Origin of the sequence: Streptomyces hyaluromycini (genome assembly GCF_002217755.1) — a bacterium.
Taxonomy (GTDB): domain Bacteria; phylum Actinomycetota; class Actinomycetes; order Streptomycetales; family Streptomycetaceae; genus Streptomyces; species Streptomyces hyaluromycini.
Genome location: NZ_BCFL01000033.1, coordinates 125,280 through 141,622, shown reverse-complemented (window position 1 = coordinate 141,622; position 16,343 = coordinate 125,280). Strand labels below are relative to the sequence as shown.

The following is a 16,343-nucleotide window of genomic DNA, read 5'->3' as shown; positions in this document are numbered from 1 at the left end:
CACCATGTACACGCAGACCCAGCTCGCCCGGCACCACATGGCGGAACTGCACACCCAGGCGGAGAACCACCGACTGGCGAAGAAGACCAAGCCCGAGCGGGAACTCCGCGAGCGCATCGGCTGGACCCTGGTGGAGGTAGGCCTGCGCCTGGCATCTCCGGCCCCGGCAATCGCCCGGTAAGGGACACCACTCAGCGCCCCGAAGCTCAGCGCCCCTTTAGGGGCGCGGGGCTGTGTCGATATGCGGCTCCGCCGCGCGGGCGCGAGCAACCCCCACGCACCCGCACCCGCAACTCAACAGCTAGGGACCTTCTCCCCCTTCTCCAACGCCACCAGATCGGACACGGCCCCCTTCAGCGTCGTCACCGGCACCAACCTCAACCCCTTCGGCAGCTCCCCCTTGGCATCGGCGCACTCGTCCTTCGGCACCAGAAAGACAGTCGCCCCGTCCCTGCGAGCGGCCTGCGTCTTCAGCCCGACCCCGCCCACGGCCCCCACCGTGCCGTCCGCCGCGATGGTCCCCGTACCGGCGATGTTCTTCCCCCCGGTGAGGTCTCCCCCGCTGCCGTTCCCGTCCAGCTTGTCGATGACGCCGAGCGAGAACAGCAACCCCGCGCTCGGCCCGCCCACATCCGCCAGCTTCAGGGTCACCTTGACCTTGCTCGCGCTCAGGTCGAGGTACTTCAGCGCGGCCTGGGCCGCCGCGTCCTGCGACTGCTCCATCTGCTCGGTGTTGTGCTGCTCGATCTCCTTGACGTCGTTGCCGCTCGGATAGACCGCGTCGCGCGGCATCACGGCCCGGTCCGTCCGGAACCAGTTGCCGATCACGTCGCCGAGCGAGACCCGCGCGTCCGGCCCGGTCGCCTCGATCGTCGTCATCCGCAGCTGCCCGCTGGTCGTGCGTACGGGCGCCCCGGAGATGGTGATCACCGGGGTGCCCTTGTTGTCGCCGAGCACGTTGGCCGTCATCCCGGGCTGGGCCACCGAGAACGGCAACGGCGCGAAGACGGCCGTACCGATCAGAGCCACGACGGGAACCGCGCAGACGGCGATGACCTGGAGACGCGTGAGACGTGAGAGCACGGAGTCAATCTAACGCGGTGACCTGTTCGGGCCACCGCCCCGACCCCGCTCAGCGCAGCGCTTCCGCGACCTCCCGGGCCGCGTCCATGACCCGTGCCCCCACCCGTTCCGGCACCGCGTCGGCCAGCATCACGACCCCGACGCTGCCCTCGACACCGGTGACCCCGAGCAGCGGTGCCGCGGCCCCGCTCGCCCCGGCCTCCAGCTCGCCGTGGGTCAGCGTGTAGCCGGGGTCGTCCCGCGCCTTGTGCCGTGCGGCCAGGATCGCCTTGCCGGCGGCCCCGCGGTCCAACGGATGCCGGAAACCGGCCCGGTAGGCCACGTGATAGTCGGTCCAGGTCGGCTCGACGACCGCGACGGCGAGCGCCTCGGTCCCGTCGACCAGGGTCAGATGAGCCGTCGCCCCTATGTCCTCGGCGAGCGAACGCAGCGCGGGCAGGGCGGCTTCCCGTACGAGCGGATGCACCTGCCGACCCAGACGCAGCACGCCCAGCCCGACCCGGGCTCGCCCGCCCAGGTCACGCCGTACCAGCGCATGCTGCTCAAGCGTGGCGAGCAACCGGTACACCACGGTCCGGTTCACGCCCAGTTTGTTGGAAAGCTCGGTGACGGTCAGCCCGTGGTCCGTGTCGGCCAGCAGTTTGAGGACCCTGAGGCCCCGGTCGAGCGTCTGAGAGGTCTCCGCGGTCACGACGCCCACTCCTTAAGTGGTGAGGTCGGCAACCCCCGACGCGGCGGATGCGTCGCCGAGTCCCGTCAGCGACGCGCTTCAGAGGCCGCCGATCGGCAGGACGGCCCGGCGGCTCCGGGCCCAGTCGCTTCACGGCTGCGCTCCGCGGCGGCGCTGCCACGGGGCGTGTGCGTAGCCGGACAGTAGCGAAGGGGGTTCGCTGAGCGGAAGCCTCCGTCCAGAATCCGGTCACGCAGCGGTATGGACTACTGCGGATTAGGCCGGTATGTACACAGCGATGTACGCAGCGCCCTCGCAACAGCGCCCCGTAAGGGGCGCGGGGAACTGCGCGAGCAACCACAGACGACCCGCACCCGAAATACGACCACCCCGCCCAGGCACAGCGCCCAGCGTCACCGCATCCGGGTGGCCCACTCCTGCACCTTGGCGATCCGCTGCCGCAACTGCCCCGCCGTCGCCTCCGCGCTCGGCGGCCCGCCGCACACCCTCCGCAGCTCCGTGTGAATCACCCCGTGCGGCTTCCCGCTCTGATGCACATACGCGCTGACCATCGTGTTCAGCTGCTTGCGCAGCTCCATCATCTCCTTGTGGGAGACCACGGGCCGCCGCTCCGCGGGCAGTTCCAGCAGGTCGGCCTCGTCGTCCGGCTTCTTGCGGCTGTGCGCGATCTGCCGGGCCTGCCGCTTCTGCAACAGCAGCTGCACCTGGTCGGGTTCGAGGAGCCCAGGGATGCCGAGGTAGTCCTGCTCCTCCTCGCTCCCCGGGTGGGCCTGCATGCCGAACTCGGCGCCGTCGTAGAGCACCCGGTCGAAGACGGCCTCGGACTCCAGCGCCTCGAAGGCGAACTGCTCCTGCTCGCCGGTGTCCTCGTCCTGCTCCTTGTTCGCCTCCTCCATCTCCTTCTCGGACTCGGCGTACGGGTCCTCCTCGCCGTCCTTCTTGGGCTTGTCGAGGGCGTGGTCGCGCTCGACCTCCATCTCGTTGGCGAAGGTCAGCAGATCGGGCACGGTCGGCAGGAACACGGACGCGGTCTCGCCGCGCCGCCGGGACCGCACGAACCGCCCGACGGCCTGGGCGAAGAAGAGGGGCGTCGAGATGGTCGTGGCGTAGACCCCCACCGCCAGCCGGGGCACGTCGACGCCCTCGGACACCATCCGGACCGCGACCATCCACCGGTCGTCGCTGCCGCTGAAGTCGTCGATCCGCTTGGACGCACCGGTGTCGTCGGAGAGGACCAGGGTCGCCTTCGTCCCCGTGATCTCGCGGATGAGCTTGGCGTAGGCGCGGGCCGAGTCCTGGTCGGAGGCGATGACGAGGGCGCCCGCGTCGGGGATGCCCTTGCGCACCTCGGTCAGCCGCTGGTCGGCGGCGCGCAGCACGGCCGGCATCCACTCGCCGCGCGGATCGAGCGCCGTACGCCAGGCCTGGCTGACGGCGTCCTTGGTCATCGGCTCGCCGAGCCGGGCCGCGATCTCGTCACCGGCCTTCGTCCGCCAGCGCATGTTGCCGCTGTAGGAGAGGAAGATGACGGGGCGCACGACGTGGTCGGCGAGCGCGTTGCCGTACCCGTAGGTGTAGTCGGCGGCGGAGCGCCGGATCCCGTCCTGCCCCTCCTCGTACGTCACGAAGGGGATGGGGTTGGTGTCGGACCGGAACGGCGTACCGGTCAGGGCCAGCCGCCGGGTGGCCGGCTCGAACGCCTCCAGGCAGGCCTCGCCCCAGGACTTGGAGTCGCCGGCGTGGTGGATCTCGTCGAGGATGACGAGCGTCTTGCGCTGCTCGGACCGGTTGCGGTGCAGCATCGGCCGCACGCCGACACCGGCGTACGTCACGGCGACCCCGTCGTACTCCCGGCTGAGCGGTCCGGCGCTGTACTCGGGATCGAGCTTGATCCCTATCCTTGCCGCGGCCTCCGCCCACTGCTTCTTCAGATGCTCGGTGGGGGCGACGACGGTGACCTGCTGCACGACATGGTGGTGCAGCAGCCAGGAGGCGAGCGTCAGCGCGAACGTCGTCTTCCCGGCGCCGGGCGTGGCCACGGCCAGGAAGTCGCGCGGCTGCTCCTGGACGTACTTCTCCATGGCCCCCTGCTGCCAGGCACGCAGCTTGCTCGCGGTACCCCAGGGCGCCCGGCCCGGGAAGGCCGGCGAAAGGTGGTGGGAGGACTGGGAAGCAGAGGCAGACATAGGCGTGGGCCCGGAGGGCCCTCCGTTGAGGGTGGTGGCGGGCGACGGGCGGGCGGTAGTCACGGTCTCCGTAGTAAGGGGGTCGGGCGGCAGTAAGGGGGTTCGGGGGCTGGGGGCTACGTATGACAACCGGGCCACCCTACCGGCGCCCCGTGACCGTCAAGGTGCGGACAAGGCCGGGTCACCCCCGGGTGGGACTCACGTCACAGATCACGAAGCCTGGTCGTCACCCAGACCCCGGCGAGGGCCACGCCCGCCATCGGCAGGAACACGGCGACGAAGGCCGCCGGATGGGAACCGGAGCCGGCCGTCCCCGTCATGCTGCCGCCGCCGAGGGACGCGAAGGCCGCGCCGGTCGCGGCGAGCAGGACGACGTCCGAGAGGGCGTCGGAGATCTGGAGGGCGGCGGAGTTGGCGCCGGCCTCCTCCGGGGCGGAGAGCCGGAGCATCAGCACGCTGGCCGAGGCGATCACCAGGCCCATCCCGAAGCAGCCGAAGGCCCAGGCGACGGCGACGATCCACACCGGCACGCCGGCCACGAGCACGGCCGGCGCGGTGGCGATCGCCGCGGCGACCAGCACCATCCCCAGGGTCATCAGCCGCTCCCGGTACGGCTCCATGCGCGGCCGCGCCTGCACCCACGAGCCCACCGCCCAGGTCACCCCGCCCGCGGCCAGCGAGAATCCGGCGAGGGTGGGGGACAGCCCCCGCTGGGTCACGAGCATCAACGGCACGAAGGACTCGGCGGAGATGAAGGTGCCGGCCGCGACACCGCGCAGCAGGACGACCGACGGCAGGCCCCGGGCCGCCCGCCAGGTGCCGCGCGGGAGCAGGCCGAGCACGGCGGGCACCAGCAGCGCACCACCGAGCAGCCCCGGTATCACCGCCACCCACCGCAGGTCCTGGGCCGCGTACTCCAACAGCCCCGCACCGAGCGAAATACCGAAGGCGAGCCGGATCCGCCGCCGGTCGAAGGCTCCCTGCCCCCCTTCCGTCACGGGCCCGCCGGCCCGGCGCCGTATCTGCGGCAGGGCGAGCGCCACCGGGAAGACCACGAGCACCGGGATCCCGAGGAACACCCACCGCCACCCGAGTTGCTCGGTCACGGCCCCGGCGGCCAGCGGCCCGACGACGGACGGCACCACCCAGCCCGCGGCGAACGCGGCGATGATCGCGGGCCGCAACCGCTCCGGGTAGGCCCGTCCCACGACGACGTACAACGCGACGATGACCAGCCCGCCACCGAACCCCTGCACGGCCCGCCCCGCAATGAACACCCACATGGCCTGCGCGGTCCCGGCGACGACAAGCCCGGCGGCGAAGGCCCCGATCCCGGTCGTCAGCGCCCCGAGCGGCCCCTTCCGGTCCGCCCACTGCCCGGCCAGCACCATCCCGAAGAGGCTGGTCGTGAAGTACCCGGAGAAGGCGAACGCGTACAGCGACACCCCGTCCAGCTCCCGGGCCGCCACGGGCATCGCGGTCCCGACGGCCGTCGCCTCGAACGCGATCAGCAGCACGACGGAGACGATCCCGACACTCAGCGCCCGGTACGACCGCCCCAGCACACCACTCTCATCAACTCTGTCGGCGGTCTCGTCTGCGACGACGGCGTCGCTCGGCTCAAGGGCGGTCATGCTGACCACGGTAAGGCCCAACCCTCACTCTGACCCCTGTCGCAAGCCCCACCCCGCCTCCACCCTTGGTCGTACACCCCCGGTCCGCCGGTCCCCCGGTCCCCCGGTTCATGAACGCCGTATGGCAGTCCCGTTGCAGCCCCGCCCGTCCCCTTGAGCCCCTCCCCCGCACCCCCGTACCTTCGAACCACCGACACGGCCGTGTGCCCGAGTGGTTTAGGGACTCGCCTGCAAAGCGAGTTACGCGGGTTCGATTCCCGCCACGGCCTCCAAAACAGTCTCTGACCTGCATGTTCGTAGGTCAGACACAGCTCTCAAGGTCTGGGACTCCCGTCCGAGACGGGGCTAGGTCAGTTGCTTGGTCCGCTACCGACTGACCTAGCTCCACAGAGCGCCGTACGGCGCACAGGGAGCCCAAGTGACCAACCGCGTGCCTTCACGTACACCTCTCCGGAGCGCGCTCAGGAAGCCTCAGAGCAGCGCTGAGCCGACACAGCCGACCGCACCTCTCCGCGTAGTCGACGGACGCTCAGCCACGGATGCGCGTACGGCCATGCTGGAAGAACTCGACCTTCACCTGAGCACGATCACCAACAGGTACGGCCGTCCGTTCCAGCGGAAGACCATCAACGCGTACAAGTTCGCTGGTGTCGCTCTGCACAACTGGATGACCGAGAGTGGCATGGAAGGTGACTTCACCACGTGTGACGTAGCCACCCTGAACCGCTTCTTTCGCTGGTACTACCAGGTGCACGACGTGCCCAAGTCCCAGGATGGCAAGGGCGGTTACACGGGAGGGACCAACACCCTTCAAAGGAACCTGCGCCCTCTGTTCATCTACTTGGCAGAGGAGTACGACCACCCAAGCCCCTACGACTCCCCCAAGCTCCACCGGTACACGGCTCCCCCTATCGGTAAGCCCAAGACGCTCTCTGAGGAGTTCGTGACTGACGTACTCAAGGTCACTGGGAACGGCTCTCCCAAAGTGCGCGACTTCCAGACAGTGAGGGATCACGCAATCATCCGTGTTCTCACCGAGGGACTGAGGGCGGAAGAGCTGTTGAACCTGCGGGTAGAAGACTTGGATCTCTCGCAGAGAACCATGGTGGTGATCCCGCTCAAGATGGACCGGAACAGCGTTGACGGCCGTGTGATCCCTCTCCAGCCCAAGACGGTAAAGGCTCTGGTTCGGTATCTCCGGGTGCGCTCCACTCACCCCATGGCGGACGCAACTCCGTTCCTCTGGCTCGGAATGCGGGGACGCGGAGCACTCCAGTACAGGGGTCTGTACGTCATGGTGAAGAAGCGGGCAAAGGATGCCGGTTACGACCCTGCACAGGTAGCCCCTCACTCGTTCTGCCACACGTGGGCAGACGACTTGAAGGCAGCAGGAGTATCGGGAGAGCACATCATGGCTATCCGGGGTTGGAAGTCTCCTGCCATGCTCCGCAGATACGGCGCAGACATGGCCAGCACAAGGGCTGTGAACGCCGTACAGGGCTTGGGAGATAGGTACTAGCCCCAAGACACACGAGAGCCCCGGTTTCCCGTTGATTGGGTTGCCGGGGCTTTCATGTGCACTCACTGCGCTCCAAGCACCTTGACACCGCAGGTCCAACCCTCGGTGTCTCCGGGTACGCGCCCCTCAGCAGTGAACGTGACGGACTTTCCAGGTTGGATAGCGGGACTGGTCATTCTCAACCCGTCCACCTGTCTCCCTGATTTGTCGAACCAATAGAGCTGAATCATGTAGGCCGTGGGGTTCGGGAAGTCGTTGGTTGCCTTGAGTTCCATGGACTCTCCCTGGCCAGTCCCACAGTGAGCGACCTTTACCGGATCAACCGATTGAGCGTCACTTCTGCTCTTGGCTCCAGAGCTTCCACAACCGACTACCGCCGTTGCAGCCGCCAGAGCCATTCCCGCTATGAGTGCGTTTGTTCTCTGCCTGCTCCTCATGGCTGTGTCAGCTTTGCAGCCCAGATGCGAATCATGATCCTGAGTAGGTCTGGATTGATGATGTCTACCTGGTCTGCATGCCAACGGTGAGCCCAAACAGTCCAACCAGGACCGGAGTTGCCGACTTCATGAGCAACGGCTACAGCGTCTGCCGGATTGGCAATCGGTTCGTCGCACGCCCTACAGACATGCACAGTCGGCACGCTCACGACTGGCCCCCGAGATTCACGTAGTGATCAGACAGGGCTCTGACGGACCGTGCGAGCCTCTGAGCGTGCGCTACGCCTGCCGGAAGCGTTGCGTTGGAGGGTTCCAGCCTCAGCCTCATACGGGCCTCTCCTACGCACGCCAGAGCGCACGCGCGGGGAACGTCGTCCTCGGGGAGACCTACGGTCTTCTGCTCCACCTCGGGGATAGCCAACATGATCATTCCCCGCAACAGGAGAGTCAGGGTCTCCAGTTCCTCAGCGCTTGGAAGCTCAGCATCCTCAGCCAGCAGAGATGCGGCTGTCTCGCGCATCGTCTGGACATCAATGGGCACGTGATCCGGCTTGCTGTCGGTGCCATGGTCGGCGGTACGGTTCGCCATGTCGGCTCCTGTAGTCGGCCCACCCGATCACCCTGCATGTGGTCGGGTGGTTTTGCGTCTGTCCACACAACCGATGCGCCGATGCCATAGGGCAGTTGACCAGCGTTGACTACGATGGACGTCAACAGTCAACGGGAGCTGCACCATGGTCGACTTCGGGTCAGAGGTACGGACGGCACTTAAGGCGCAGGGCAAGAGCCTCAGAGGTGCAGCCAAGGAACTCCATTACGACGTTGCCTATCTGAGTCGCGTACTCAATGGGAAACAGGCTCCCTCTGCTGAGTTGACCCAAGCCATTAACGAATACCTCGGCCTCTCCCTGACGGTGGAAGACAGCGGCTCTCATAGCGACCATGACGACGAGATGGACGCATGGGAACTTGTCCGACGCGTACAGGCAAGCGATGTAGGTAACGCCACCCTTGAGCGTCTAGAGCGTGCCTTTGATGGTCTGGCCATGGCCTACCCGAAAGCCAAGCCGGAAGACTTGCTGAGGCAGGTACGCAAGCACTCCGGCTACGTGGGGAAGTTGCTCGACGGAAAGAAGACCCTGTCTGAGCACCGGCGCTTGTTGGTCTTGGGAGGGTGGTTCTCACTACTCGGTGCGACAGTCCATATCGATCTCATGCAAGACGATGCGGCTACGGCTCGACTGGAGACAGCAGCAACGCTAGCCAGAGAATCCGGGCACACAGAGATTGAGGCATGGTGTTTCGAGACTGAGGCTTGGAGGGTTCTTACCGATGGTGATTACGTCCAGGCTGTTGACCTCTCCCGAGCCGCACAGGAGATAGCTCCTGCCAACGGTTCAGCCATCATTCAGGCGACCGCTCAAGAGGGCAGAGCACACGCACGGCTCGGAGAGGGAAAAGAGACCTACTCGGCTATCGAGCGGGTACAGGCTCTCTCGGCCTCCAAAGGCACCCCTGACACCCCAGAGCACCATTACCGCTACGACCCTGCCAAAGCAATTTCCTACATGGCTACGACGCTCGCATGGCTAGGGGACGTAGCCGCAGAGCCTTACGCGCGGGAAGTCATTAAGAGGCTGAGTCCCGGAGACGACGTAAGCCAGTGGCCTAGGCGTGTGGCTTCAGCGAATATCGACCTTGCCCTAGTTCTCCTCAAGGATGACCGGCTGGACGAAGCCTGTGACTCGGCGCAGAAAGCCATCCTGTCCGGCCGAGTAGTCCCCTCGAATCAGTGGCGTGCTCTGGAAGTAGTGAAGGCTGTAGAGGCTCGACAGCTTCCGGAGAGTGCAGACCTACGAGAGGCATACCAGGGACTCAAAGCCATAGAGCAGTAAGCGGAACGAACCATTCTCGTTTGTCAGTGGTGGGTGAGATGATGAAAGGAGTTTGAGGAAAGGAGGAGGTAACCATCAGCTCACCAGCGAGAAAGCCAGCGAAGAAGTTGAAGGCAGGTGACCATCTGAGGCTCTGGAACGGTAAGACAGCCGAAGTACTGTCCATCGAACCAGGAGTGAACCAGTCAGGAACCAAGTGCTTGATTCTGACGCTGTACAAGGCAGGAAAGATGGCAGTGAAGACTCACCGAGTCATGACGATGCACTACCCGAAGTAAGACGAGTAACTACCAAGAGAAAAAGCCGGTATCTCCAAACTCGGAGGTATCGGCTCTTTTAGTTGGTGGTGTTCGACAGGAGTAACTCTATCTGGTGGAGATCCCTACGGAAACCGGGTGTCCCGGCTGGAATTTCCCTTTAAATCAAATACAGTAGCCCAATTATCAATACCCATAGAAGGAATTCCGTAATACTCGGCAATGTCCAGCCGGCGATCGAGTTACAGAATTCCCTCTATTCTCTATTCGGTTATACCTTTCCAGCCCTTTCGATAACGGCATCCCGCAGTAGCTCCAGGAATGCCTCTTTATCCTTCACGCCGAATTCAATCAGGCAGTCAATGACGCAAGCGGACAGGTGGATAACGTCTTCCCAAGTTTTGCAAGCCTGAGACATCAAGTATTTGGAGCCGTAGGAATCACCGCGCAGCAATGCCATTACGATTCCGAACAGTGCTTCGTTCTTTTCCGGGGTCCAAGGGTGATCGTCAGCAACCCATGGGAAGTCCAGGAGTGGCGGAGACTCCACCCCCTTCACTATCTCGTCAAAGCTCTCTACGCCCCTCTGAGAGCCGTTCTGCTGCTCCCTGGCCTCCTCGGCCATAGGAGCGGCTACGGGGCGCTGTACGGCGCTCCTACAGTCCTCACAGACCTTGCGGAGTCCATCTACGGTCCGGCCGTCCCTGGTGAATCTGTTCCGAGTCTTGGACTCCTGACAGTCTTTACAAATCTTGGTAGTTCTCCTAGCCATCAGACTCCCTCTCTCGCAAGTGCAGGCTTGTGCTTGGCTCTACGGGCCGCTCTAGTCTAGCGGCTTCCCGCTTCGCTTCCTTGGCTTGCTGGTTGGAGCGCTTCAGCGCGCTGAACTCTTCCCTGACTTCCGCATAGGTCTTCTGCGGATAGCCGCTGACGCGGCGGGTACGTGAACCCGCATATGACACATCGTCAGATGCGGGTACTTGAACCCTCATCTCTTCTTCTCCCTCTTCTTCCTTAGTTACTACTTGGTAACTTGCGTTACTTCTGTTCAAGTCGGTCATTACCTCTGTTGAACTCTGTTCCTTCGTACCGAGCGAAGCGAGAGTACGTCGCACGGAGTGCGATAGCTCAGTGCCAGGAAATACCTCTGTTCCATCTCTTCCCTGTGAGGGAACTCTGTTCAAGTCGGAGAAACTCTGTCTACCTCTGTTCTCCCCAAGACCCTGGGCTTCGCCCTGCGGGTCGGTATCAAGTTCAGTATTGATCTCTTCAGTATTGAGTTCAGTATTGATAGGACTAAATGCAGGTTCCGTCTGACTAAATACAGGTTCTCCCTGACTAAACCCAGGTTCCATCTGACTAAATACAGGTTCCGGCTTCTCGTTGAAGCCGTACCTGTTGGACACCCTCTGGACTCCGTCGTACACCAGGTAACCAGACTCCTTGAGTGTCTTGAGAGCCTTGGTAAGCGTCGGCTGGCTTACTCCTGCTGCGTTTGCCAGTGCTCTGGTTCCCCAGAAGCTGTGATCGTCGGTCGTGCATCGGATGACCACATAGGTAGCTAGCTCATTGAGACTGAATCGGCCGTCGTTAAGGATCGTCTCAGGGACCATGGTGAAGTTCCCGTGCCTTGCCATGTACCGGTTGCGGTACGACTGCGGCTTAGCGCGTCCTACGACGTATCTACGCCCCTGGTTGACCTCTGACGCGTACTCGTTTGCCTGCTTGATATCCGCTAGGTGCTCCTCTGCGCCCTCATTAGTCGGCAACAGGTAGATGCGTACTCCGTCCCTGGTCTTCTCCTGAGACAGCCATCCTGCGGCTTCCAGGGAGTTCAACAGTCGTCCTACCGGCTTCCTGGTCAGATTCAGAAGCTTCTCTAGCTCTGGCCACTCGTACGACTTGTAATCGAGCGGCCCAAAGTCCATAGCGAGAATGATCCAGCGCACAAATACAGTTGGCTTCAGTTCTCCCAGGATCAGAGCGTTTGGCGCTAGCGTCTGCGGGACTCGTTCATTGTTGTCGGTCATGTTTGGTATTCTTTCTACTAGGTATCCTTTGGATAGCTGGTTTGGTTGGTATTCTTTCTGCTCTACGGTTCATTTGCACGACTTCCTTTCGTGCGGCTATATCTATTTTCTCATCAATGGCAATCCCGCCAACGATCACTGGCGCTATTGCTGGTATTCTTTAAGCGGATGATTTCGTACCCGGTAATGGTTTCATTGTTTGCTTGCTTCCTCCTTTCCGGGATAGCCCTACTCCTCACACAGTCAAGGAGTAGGGCTTTTCTCGTTTACGGGAGCAGAAAAATCCCCATGGGCTGTATTCCCATGGGGCTACGTATCTGCTGGGGTTGAAGTAAGAGCAGCAGAGTAGCCCATGATGATCTGGTGTCAACCCCTTGACGGATGATCGACTCACGGACCATAATCCCGCGCTCTCGATTCCTTAGCACCTACTCGGAGCCGCTAGTCCGGTAGCGCGTAGCGTCGCCCCTGACGCTCGGTACGGCTCTGAGAGGCCCGTATACGCTCCGCAAAGTCCCCTACGGGGCTCCCGCTGCTCCCTGTGTCCGGCGCAGCGTCTAGAGCGCCGTACGTGGCTATGTAGTCCCCTGGGGGAGCGTGCTAGCCATTCCGGCCGAATTGAATTCGGACATACCGATTTCATTGGGGCAACTACCTAGGGCATTCGGTTAAGAACTCAGCTATCCACAAGAATGGCGTATCCTTTTCTTGTAGATAGCTTTTGTCCCGGAACACTATTCGACGCATCTATAGAAACGCCCCCTTTCCTGGCCGTGGGATTGGGGGCATTTCTGTTTCTGTTTAGTCAATCACTATCGGTCTTGCGCTTCTCTGACTGAAAAGAACTCCCCTTGGTTCGCTATATCTAAGGGGCTCGCCGGCTTCGGGGTACATATCCGCTTTCATCAGTTCATCCATTGCGTCTTCGTAATCGTCTTCGGGGAAGCCCTGGTAAAAGACTTCTCGCGTATGGAGTGAGTCTGCTTCGTATCCGTCTTCAAATAGGGTGTAGAGGGCGATAGCCGGGAAGCTGAGGTCTTCTAGCTCTGTCATTGCCCTCCCTGCTCGTTTAGCCATTCCATAGACCAAAGCGCGGTCGTCTTCTGTCCCATGAATCCTTCCGTTCCGTACCCACTGATTCCGCTAGTCGTAACCTTCTCCATAACTGCTCCTGACTCCGTCAAGACGGCTAGGGTCGTCTGAAAGTCCTGATCCGTTGCGCCCTGTAGATGCTCCTTGAACAGCTTCTTCACTTCGCTGGTCAGTGCAGGGCGATTCTGGTCGTTGTACTGGCGGATAAGAGAGAGGACCGCTGGTCCGGCCTGCTCCATTACAGCCGCTGTCTGTCGCTGCTTGTGGTCCTCAATCATTCTGCGCTGCTCTGCGTCGATAGCTGCGGCCTTTCTAGCGGCTCTCTCGGCCTGAGCCTGAGGGTTGCTGTAGCGCGCAAACCAGTTCTCGTTGGCTCCGAAGTTGAATGCGTTGGTATCTGTCATTCTGCTGTTTCCATTTCTAGTAGTTCGTATCGGTGTGGCTTGTGCGCTCGGTCCACGCGCAGCAATCCACGGTCTTCTAGGTTTGCCACGGCTTCCCTGAGGCTTCTTCCGTCCGAACCCAATGCCAGGACTTCCGATAGCTCAGACTGCGTGAATCTCGTCTTTTCCTGGTGAAGATTCAGGTATGTCCACAAGAGGTTGGCTCTCGCGTCTATCCTGGCTTCATGCCTTAGTTCAATTACTTCCGTTTCTTCCATCTCTGCTCTTTCCGGGTATTACAGAACGTAGACCCTTCTCGTCATGGATCATCCATCCGGCCCTGATCAGTTGTTCTATGTAGCGCTCTCTGTGGTTAAGAGCGAAGTTCAGCAGTAGCTTTTGAGCGGAATACCTTAGATTCCACGATAGATCTTCGTTGTGCCAGATCCATACCGCTGTCTCTCCTGGTTCAAAGTCTCCACGCCAGATAGGGAGGTCTTGTAGTCTCTTGCGTTTCATTGGCTTAGTCTTTCGCTATTTTCCCTATGCCCCTGGTGATACTCCTTGTGTATTCCGAATGGTATTCCTTGCCTTTCATATCCATTATCCCATGCCCGCACACAATGTTGGTTTATGAGGAGACAGAAAAAGGCCCCAATCGTGACCTAAAGTCATAATCGGGGCCTTGATTTATTCAATGGCAACGCTGAGTAGTTTTTCCGTATTGCGCTGTGGTTAAATGTGCTCGATATCACATCGGGTAATTTCCATTAATTCCTAGACTTCCGGAATCGCTTCCGCAATAGCTCTGAGGCCAAAGCCGTTCTTTCTTCCCTCTCCGGTGCCTTGAGCGAAGTTGGCCACTCGGTGCCCGCTTCCAAGAGCACCTTGGAATCTCTCCAGCACCTCACTGTCTTCCGGCGATAGGGGAGCGTCCGCCCCCTGACTGCCCTGTGTGGCTGTCTCGGCTACCTGGTCAATGGCGTCCATGTCGACTGGCAATCCTGGTCCGTAATCTCCCATGGCTGTACTCCGTTCTGTGTCGTCTGCTGCGCTCCCCGTAGGGACGTGTCAGCGCCCTTTCCGGCGCTCCCCTCCATTGTCTCAAGGTTTGTAGTAGGAGTGGGATAGCAAGAGAGCCCCTACCGGTTAGGCAGAGGCTCTAGAGGGTCTGTACGGCTCTGTGATGGCTTACGAATCCTTCTGCTCCTCATAGGCAGTCAGAGCCTGCGAGATGGCTCCCACGGACGGGTTACGGGTCTCTCCGCTCTGAGTCTTGTACGTGAGGTGCGGCTGAATCTGCTTGATGGTGTAGCCCTGAGCCCTGAGAGCAGCAGCCTGAATGACCATGGCTTCCGACATGACCGCACGACGTCCACCTACGCGGCCACGCTTCTTCGCAGCCTCCAAGCCGTTCTTGGTCTTCTTCACAATGTCCCTGCGCCTGTCCTCTGCCAGAGCGAATGCAAGGTCAAGGATCAGGGAGCGCTCTGTGTGGTCACCCTTGGCAATGCCGTCCAACACCCTTACGGCTACGCCCCGTTCAAACAGCTCAGTCAGCATGATCAGCCCTTGCAGGAGGTTACGGCCGAGTCGGTCAACCTCTTGGACGCACAACACGTCCCCCTCGCGCATGTAGTCGAGAGCCGCAAGCAGACCAGGGCGCTCCTCCACGTGCGTCTTACCGCTGATCTTCTCCTCAAAGACCTTGACGCACCCTGCGCCGTTCAGTGCGTCGTGCTGCCGTGCCGTCTCCTGCTTGTCCGTGCTGACTCGGACCAGTCCAACCAGTGCCATGCCCTGTCTCCTTCTAGATCATCTTCATCAAACGTCCTTCTATCTAGATAGATGATAGCAGATAGATGAACCGTTTGATGAAACAGCAGGATCGGGCTAACCGGACATACCTCACTCAGGCATTCAGGATCAGCAGACGACCGTTTGATGAACGCTTCCGCTAGGGCGCCTACACCAGGGCGCAGCTCTCTGACAGGTCGTCAGGTGACAGTGCAGCCCTTGGTACAAAGACCCCCCTACCTTCACCGTTCGGAATCCCGGACTACCCCGCCTGGTCTTCTTCGTGGCTGAGGCTCCCTAGGGGGAGGGCAGTAGCCGTGTGTGCCCCAAGGGGAGCCACGCGTCCCCATGTTGAGTCAGTCGCCTGCACTGGTCAGAACCGCTTGACCAAGGGGACGAGCCTGGTCAGACTCGGTACGAGTCCCAGGCTGCGTGAGCAGACTGCAAAGCGAGTTACGCGGGTTCGATTCCCGCCATGGCCTCTTAACGCGTGACCAGGCACAACGACAGGGCGGCACCTCGGGCGAGGGGCCGCCCTCGTGGTTGTCCGGGGGGCTACGGCTGCCGGGGGCGGGGGTCGGCGTCGGGTGGGGATGGGTCGCCGTGGGGTCGGCGGGAAAGGCGCCCGCCGGCAAAGGGGTTGGCCGGTGTCCAGGCGTCCAGGCGCCGGCGGGCGCGCGCGTGCAGCCGTGTCAGGAGCCGGAGGGCCTGGGCGGCCGGGGGCGGGTCGCTGAGATCGCCGGTCAGGGCCACTTCGACACCGCCGCTGAACCGGGCGGTGTAGTTGTACATGAAGCCGCACAGGCAGGCCAGAACGGTGCCCAGGAGGATCTCCAGCGCGACGACCCCGGTGGCGACGACCAGCGTCTCCCACGGCGTCGGCCACTCGCCCGGGGCCACGATGTCCAGCAGCACCGACGTGGCGAGAGCGGCGCCGAGGACACACACCCCCAGTCCCGTCAGGAAGAAGAAGCTCATCACCGTGACCGACCACGGGTTGGTCCCGGATATCCGCATGCGGGTCGGCCGGCGCGGTGGGCCGTGCGGGAAGGCGTGATCACGGGGCGGCGCCGGCTGCGGCGACCCGCGTTCGGGTGCCGTCGGAGTGGGCGCCGTCGGTGACGTCACCACGCGGGACGAGATCCTCGGCGCCGGCTTACGGGCCGTGCCACGGGTCCTGCTGCGCTTGGTTCGGGTCATGTCCGCTCCCTGGCTGGTCCTCACCTGCGACGTTAGGTGGAGGCGTGCGGCCGCGCATCCGCTGTGATGACGGTGAGTGACCGGAGCGCGCCCGCCTGAGTGGTGACGGCCGTTCGGGGTGTCCCCCGTGCGAGCTACA

The 16,343-nt window shown here is 62.5% G+C and carries 15 protein-coding genes and 1 tRNA gene; 4 read left to right on the top strand and 12 right to left on the bottom strand.

What is annotated here, in order from left to right; genetic code table 11:
* The first annotated feature begins 4 nt into the window (after positions 1 to 4).
* Positions 5 to 181, top strand: coding sequence for a hypothetical protein (locus tag SSP29_RS58915; RefSeq protein WP_167450152.1), 177 nt, complete (start codon positions 5 to 7; stop codon positions 179 to 181).
* Positions 182 to 294: 113 nt separating this feature from the next.
* On the opposite strand, the gene SSP29_RS44330 is transcribed toward SSP29_RS58915, so the two are convergent.
* From SSP29_RS44330 to SSP29_RS44315, 4 genes are all read right to left on the bottom strand, one after another.
* Entirely contained in the window at positions 295 to 1,083 is a 789-nt protein-coding gene (locus SSP29_RS44330) for a S16 family serine protease (RefSeq protein WP_089106649.1), read from the bottom strand.
* Positions 1,084 to 1,132: 49 nt separating this feature from the next.
* Positions 1,133 to 1,774: an IclR family transcriptional regulator gene (locus SSP29_RS44325; RefSeq protein WP_089106648.1), complete on the bottom strand. Its 642-nt coding sequence runs from the start codon at positions 1,772 to 1,774 to the stop codon at positions 1,133 to 1,135.
* A 392-nt stretch (positions 1,775 to 2,166) separates the two neighbouring features.
* Positions 2,167 to 3,960, bottom strand: a complete 1,794-nt coding sequence (locus SSP29_RS44320; protein ID WP_089106647.1) for a DEAD/DEAH box helicase — start codon at positions 3,958 to 3,960, stop codon at positions 2,167 to 2,169.
* Positions 3,961 to 4,163: 203 nt separating this feature from the next.
* Complete coding sequence (locus tag SSP29_RS44315) at positions 4,164 to 5,594, bottom strand: MFS transporter (protein WP_089106702.1); 1,431 nt, start codon at positions 5,592 to 5,594, stop codon at positions 4,164 to 4,166.
* Positions 5,595 to 5,791: 197 nt separating this feature from the next.
* Between SSP29_RS44315 and SSP29_RS44310 the strand changes: the two genes are divergently transcribed.
* Together SSP29_RS44310 and SSP29_RS44305 are read left to right on the top strand one after the other, a co-directional pair.
* A tRNA-Cys gene (locus SSP29_RS44310) sits at positions 5,792 to 5,866 on the top strand.
* 281 nt (positions 5,867 to 6,147) lie between these two features.
* Entirely contained in the window at positions 6,148 to 7,113 is a 966-nt protein-coding gene (locus SSP29_RS44305) for a tyrosine-type recombinase/integrase (protein WP_150136122.1), read from the top strand.
* 62 nt (positions 7,114 to 7,175) lie between these two features.
* On the opposite strand, the gene SSP29_RS52695 is transcribed toward SSP29_RS44305, so the two are convergent.
* On the bottom strand, positions 7,176 to 7,388 hold the full coding sequence (locus SSP29_RS52695) for a hypothetical protein (protein WP_145969032.1): 213 nt from the start codon (positions 7,386 to 7,388) through the stop codon (positions 7,176 to 7,178).
* A 367-nt stretch (positions 7,389 to 7,755) separates the two neighbouring features.
* On the bottom strand, positions 7,756 to 8,139 hold the full coding sequence (locus tag SSP29_RS44295) for a DUF6415 family natural product biosynthesis protein (protein WP_089106645.1): 384 nt from the start codon (positions 8,137 to 8,139) through the stop codon (positions 7,756 to 7,758).
* A gap of 145 nt (positions 8,140 to 8,284) precedes the next feature.
* On the opposite strand from SSP29_RS44295, the gene SSP29_RS44290 reads away from it, so the two are divergent.
* Positions 8,285 to 9,445 (top strand): helix-turn-helix domain-containing protein, encoded by a 1,161-nt coding sequence (locus SSP29_RS44290; RefSeq protein WP_089106644.1) that lies wholly within the window; start codon positions 8,285 to 8,287, stop codon positions 9,443 to 9,445.
* 528 nt (positions 9,446 to 9,973) lie between these two features.
* Here the strand turns inward: SSP29_RS44290 and SSP29_RS44285 are convergent.
* The 6 genes from SSP29_RS44285 to SSP29_RS52065 form a co-directional block, all read right to left on the bottom strand.
* A complete protein-coding gene (locus SSP29_RS44285; protein WP_089106643.1) occupies positions 9,974 to 10,327 on the bottom strand; it encodes a hypothetical protein in 354 nt (117 codons plus the stop codon).
* 139 nt (positions 10,328 to 10,466) lie between these two features.
* Complete coding sequence (locus SSP29_RS52690; RefSeq protein WP_145969031.1) at positions 10,467 to 11,732, bottom strand: helix-turn-helix domain-containing protein; 1,266 nt, start codon at positions 11,730 to 11,732, stop codon at positions 10,467 to 10,469.
* A gap of 801 nt (positions 11,733 to 12,533) precedes the next feature.
* On the bottom strand, positions 12,534 to 12,785 hold the full coding sequence (locus SSP29_RS52685) for a hypothetical protein (RefSeq protein WP_145969030.1): 252 nt from the start codon (positions 12,783 to 12,785) through the stop codon (positions 12,534 to 12,536).
* Positions 12,782 to 13,228, bottom strand: coding sequence for a hypothetical protein (locus tag SSP29_RS52680; protein WP_145969029.1), 447 nt, complete (start codon positions 13,226 to 13,228; stop codon positions 12,782 to 12,784). The genes SSP29_RS52685 and SSP29_RS52680 overlap by 4 nt, the downstream gene beginning before the upstream one ends.
* Positions 13,229 to 14,398: 1,170 nt before the next feature.
* The gene (locus tag SSP29_RS44280) at positions 14,399 to 15,004 is read right to left on the bottom strand and encodes a recombinase family protein (protein ID WP_089106642.1); all 606 of its coding nucleotides are present in this window, start codon (positions 15,002 to 15,004) and stop codon (positions 14,399 to 14,401) included.
* 555 nt (positions 15,005 to 15,559) lie between these two features.
* Positions 15,560 to 16,204, bottom strand: a complete 645-nt coding sequence (locus SSP29_RS52065; RefSeq protein ID WP_167450151.1) for a DUF3566 domain-containing protein — start codon at positions 16,202 to 16,204, stop codon at positions 15,560 to 15,562.
* Positions 16,205 to 16,343 lie beyond the last annotated feature (139 nt).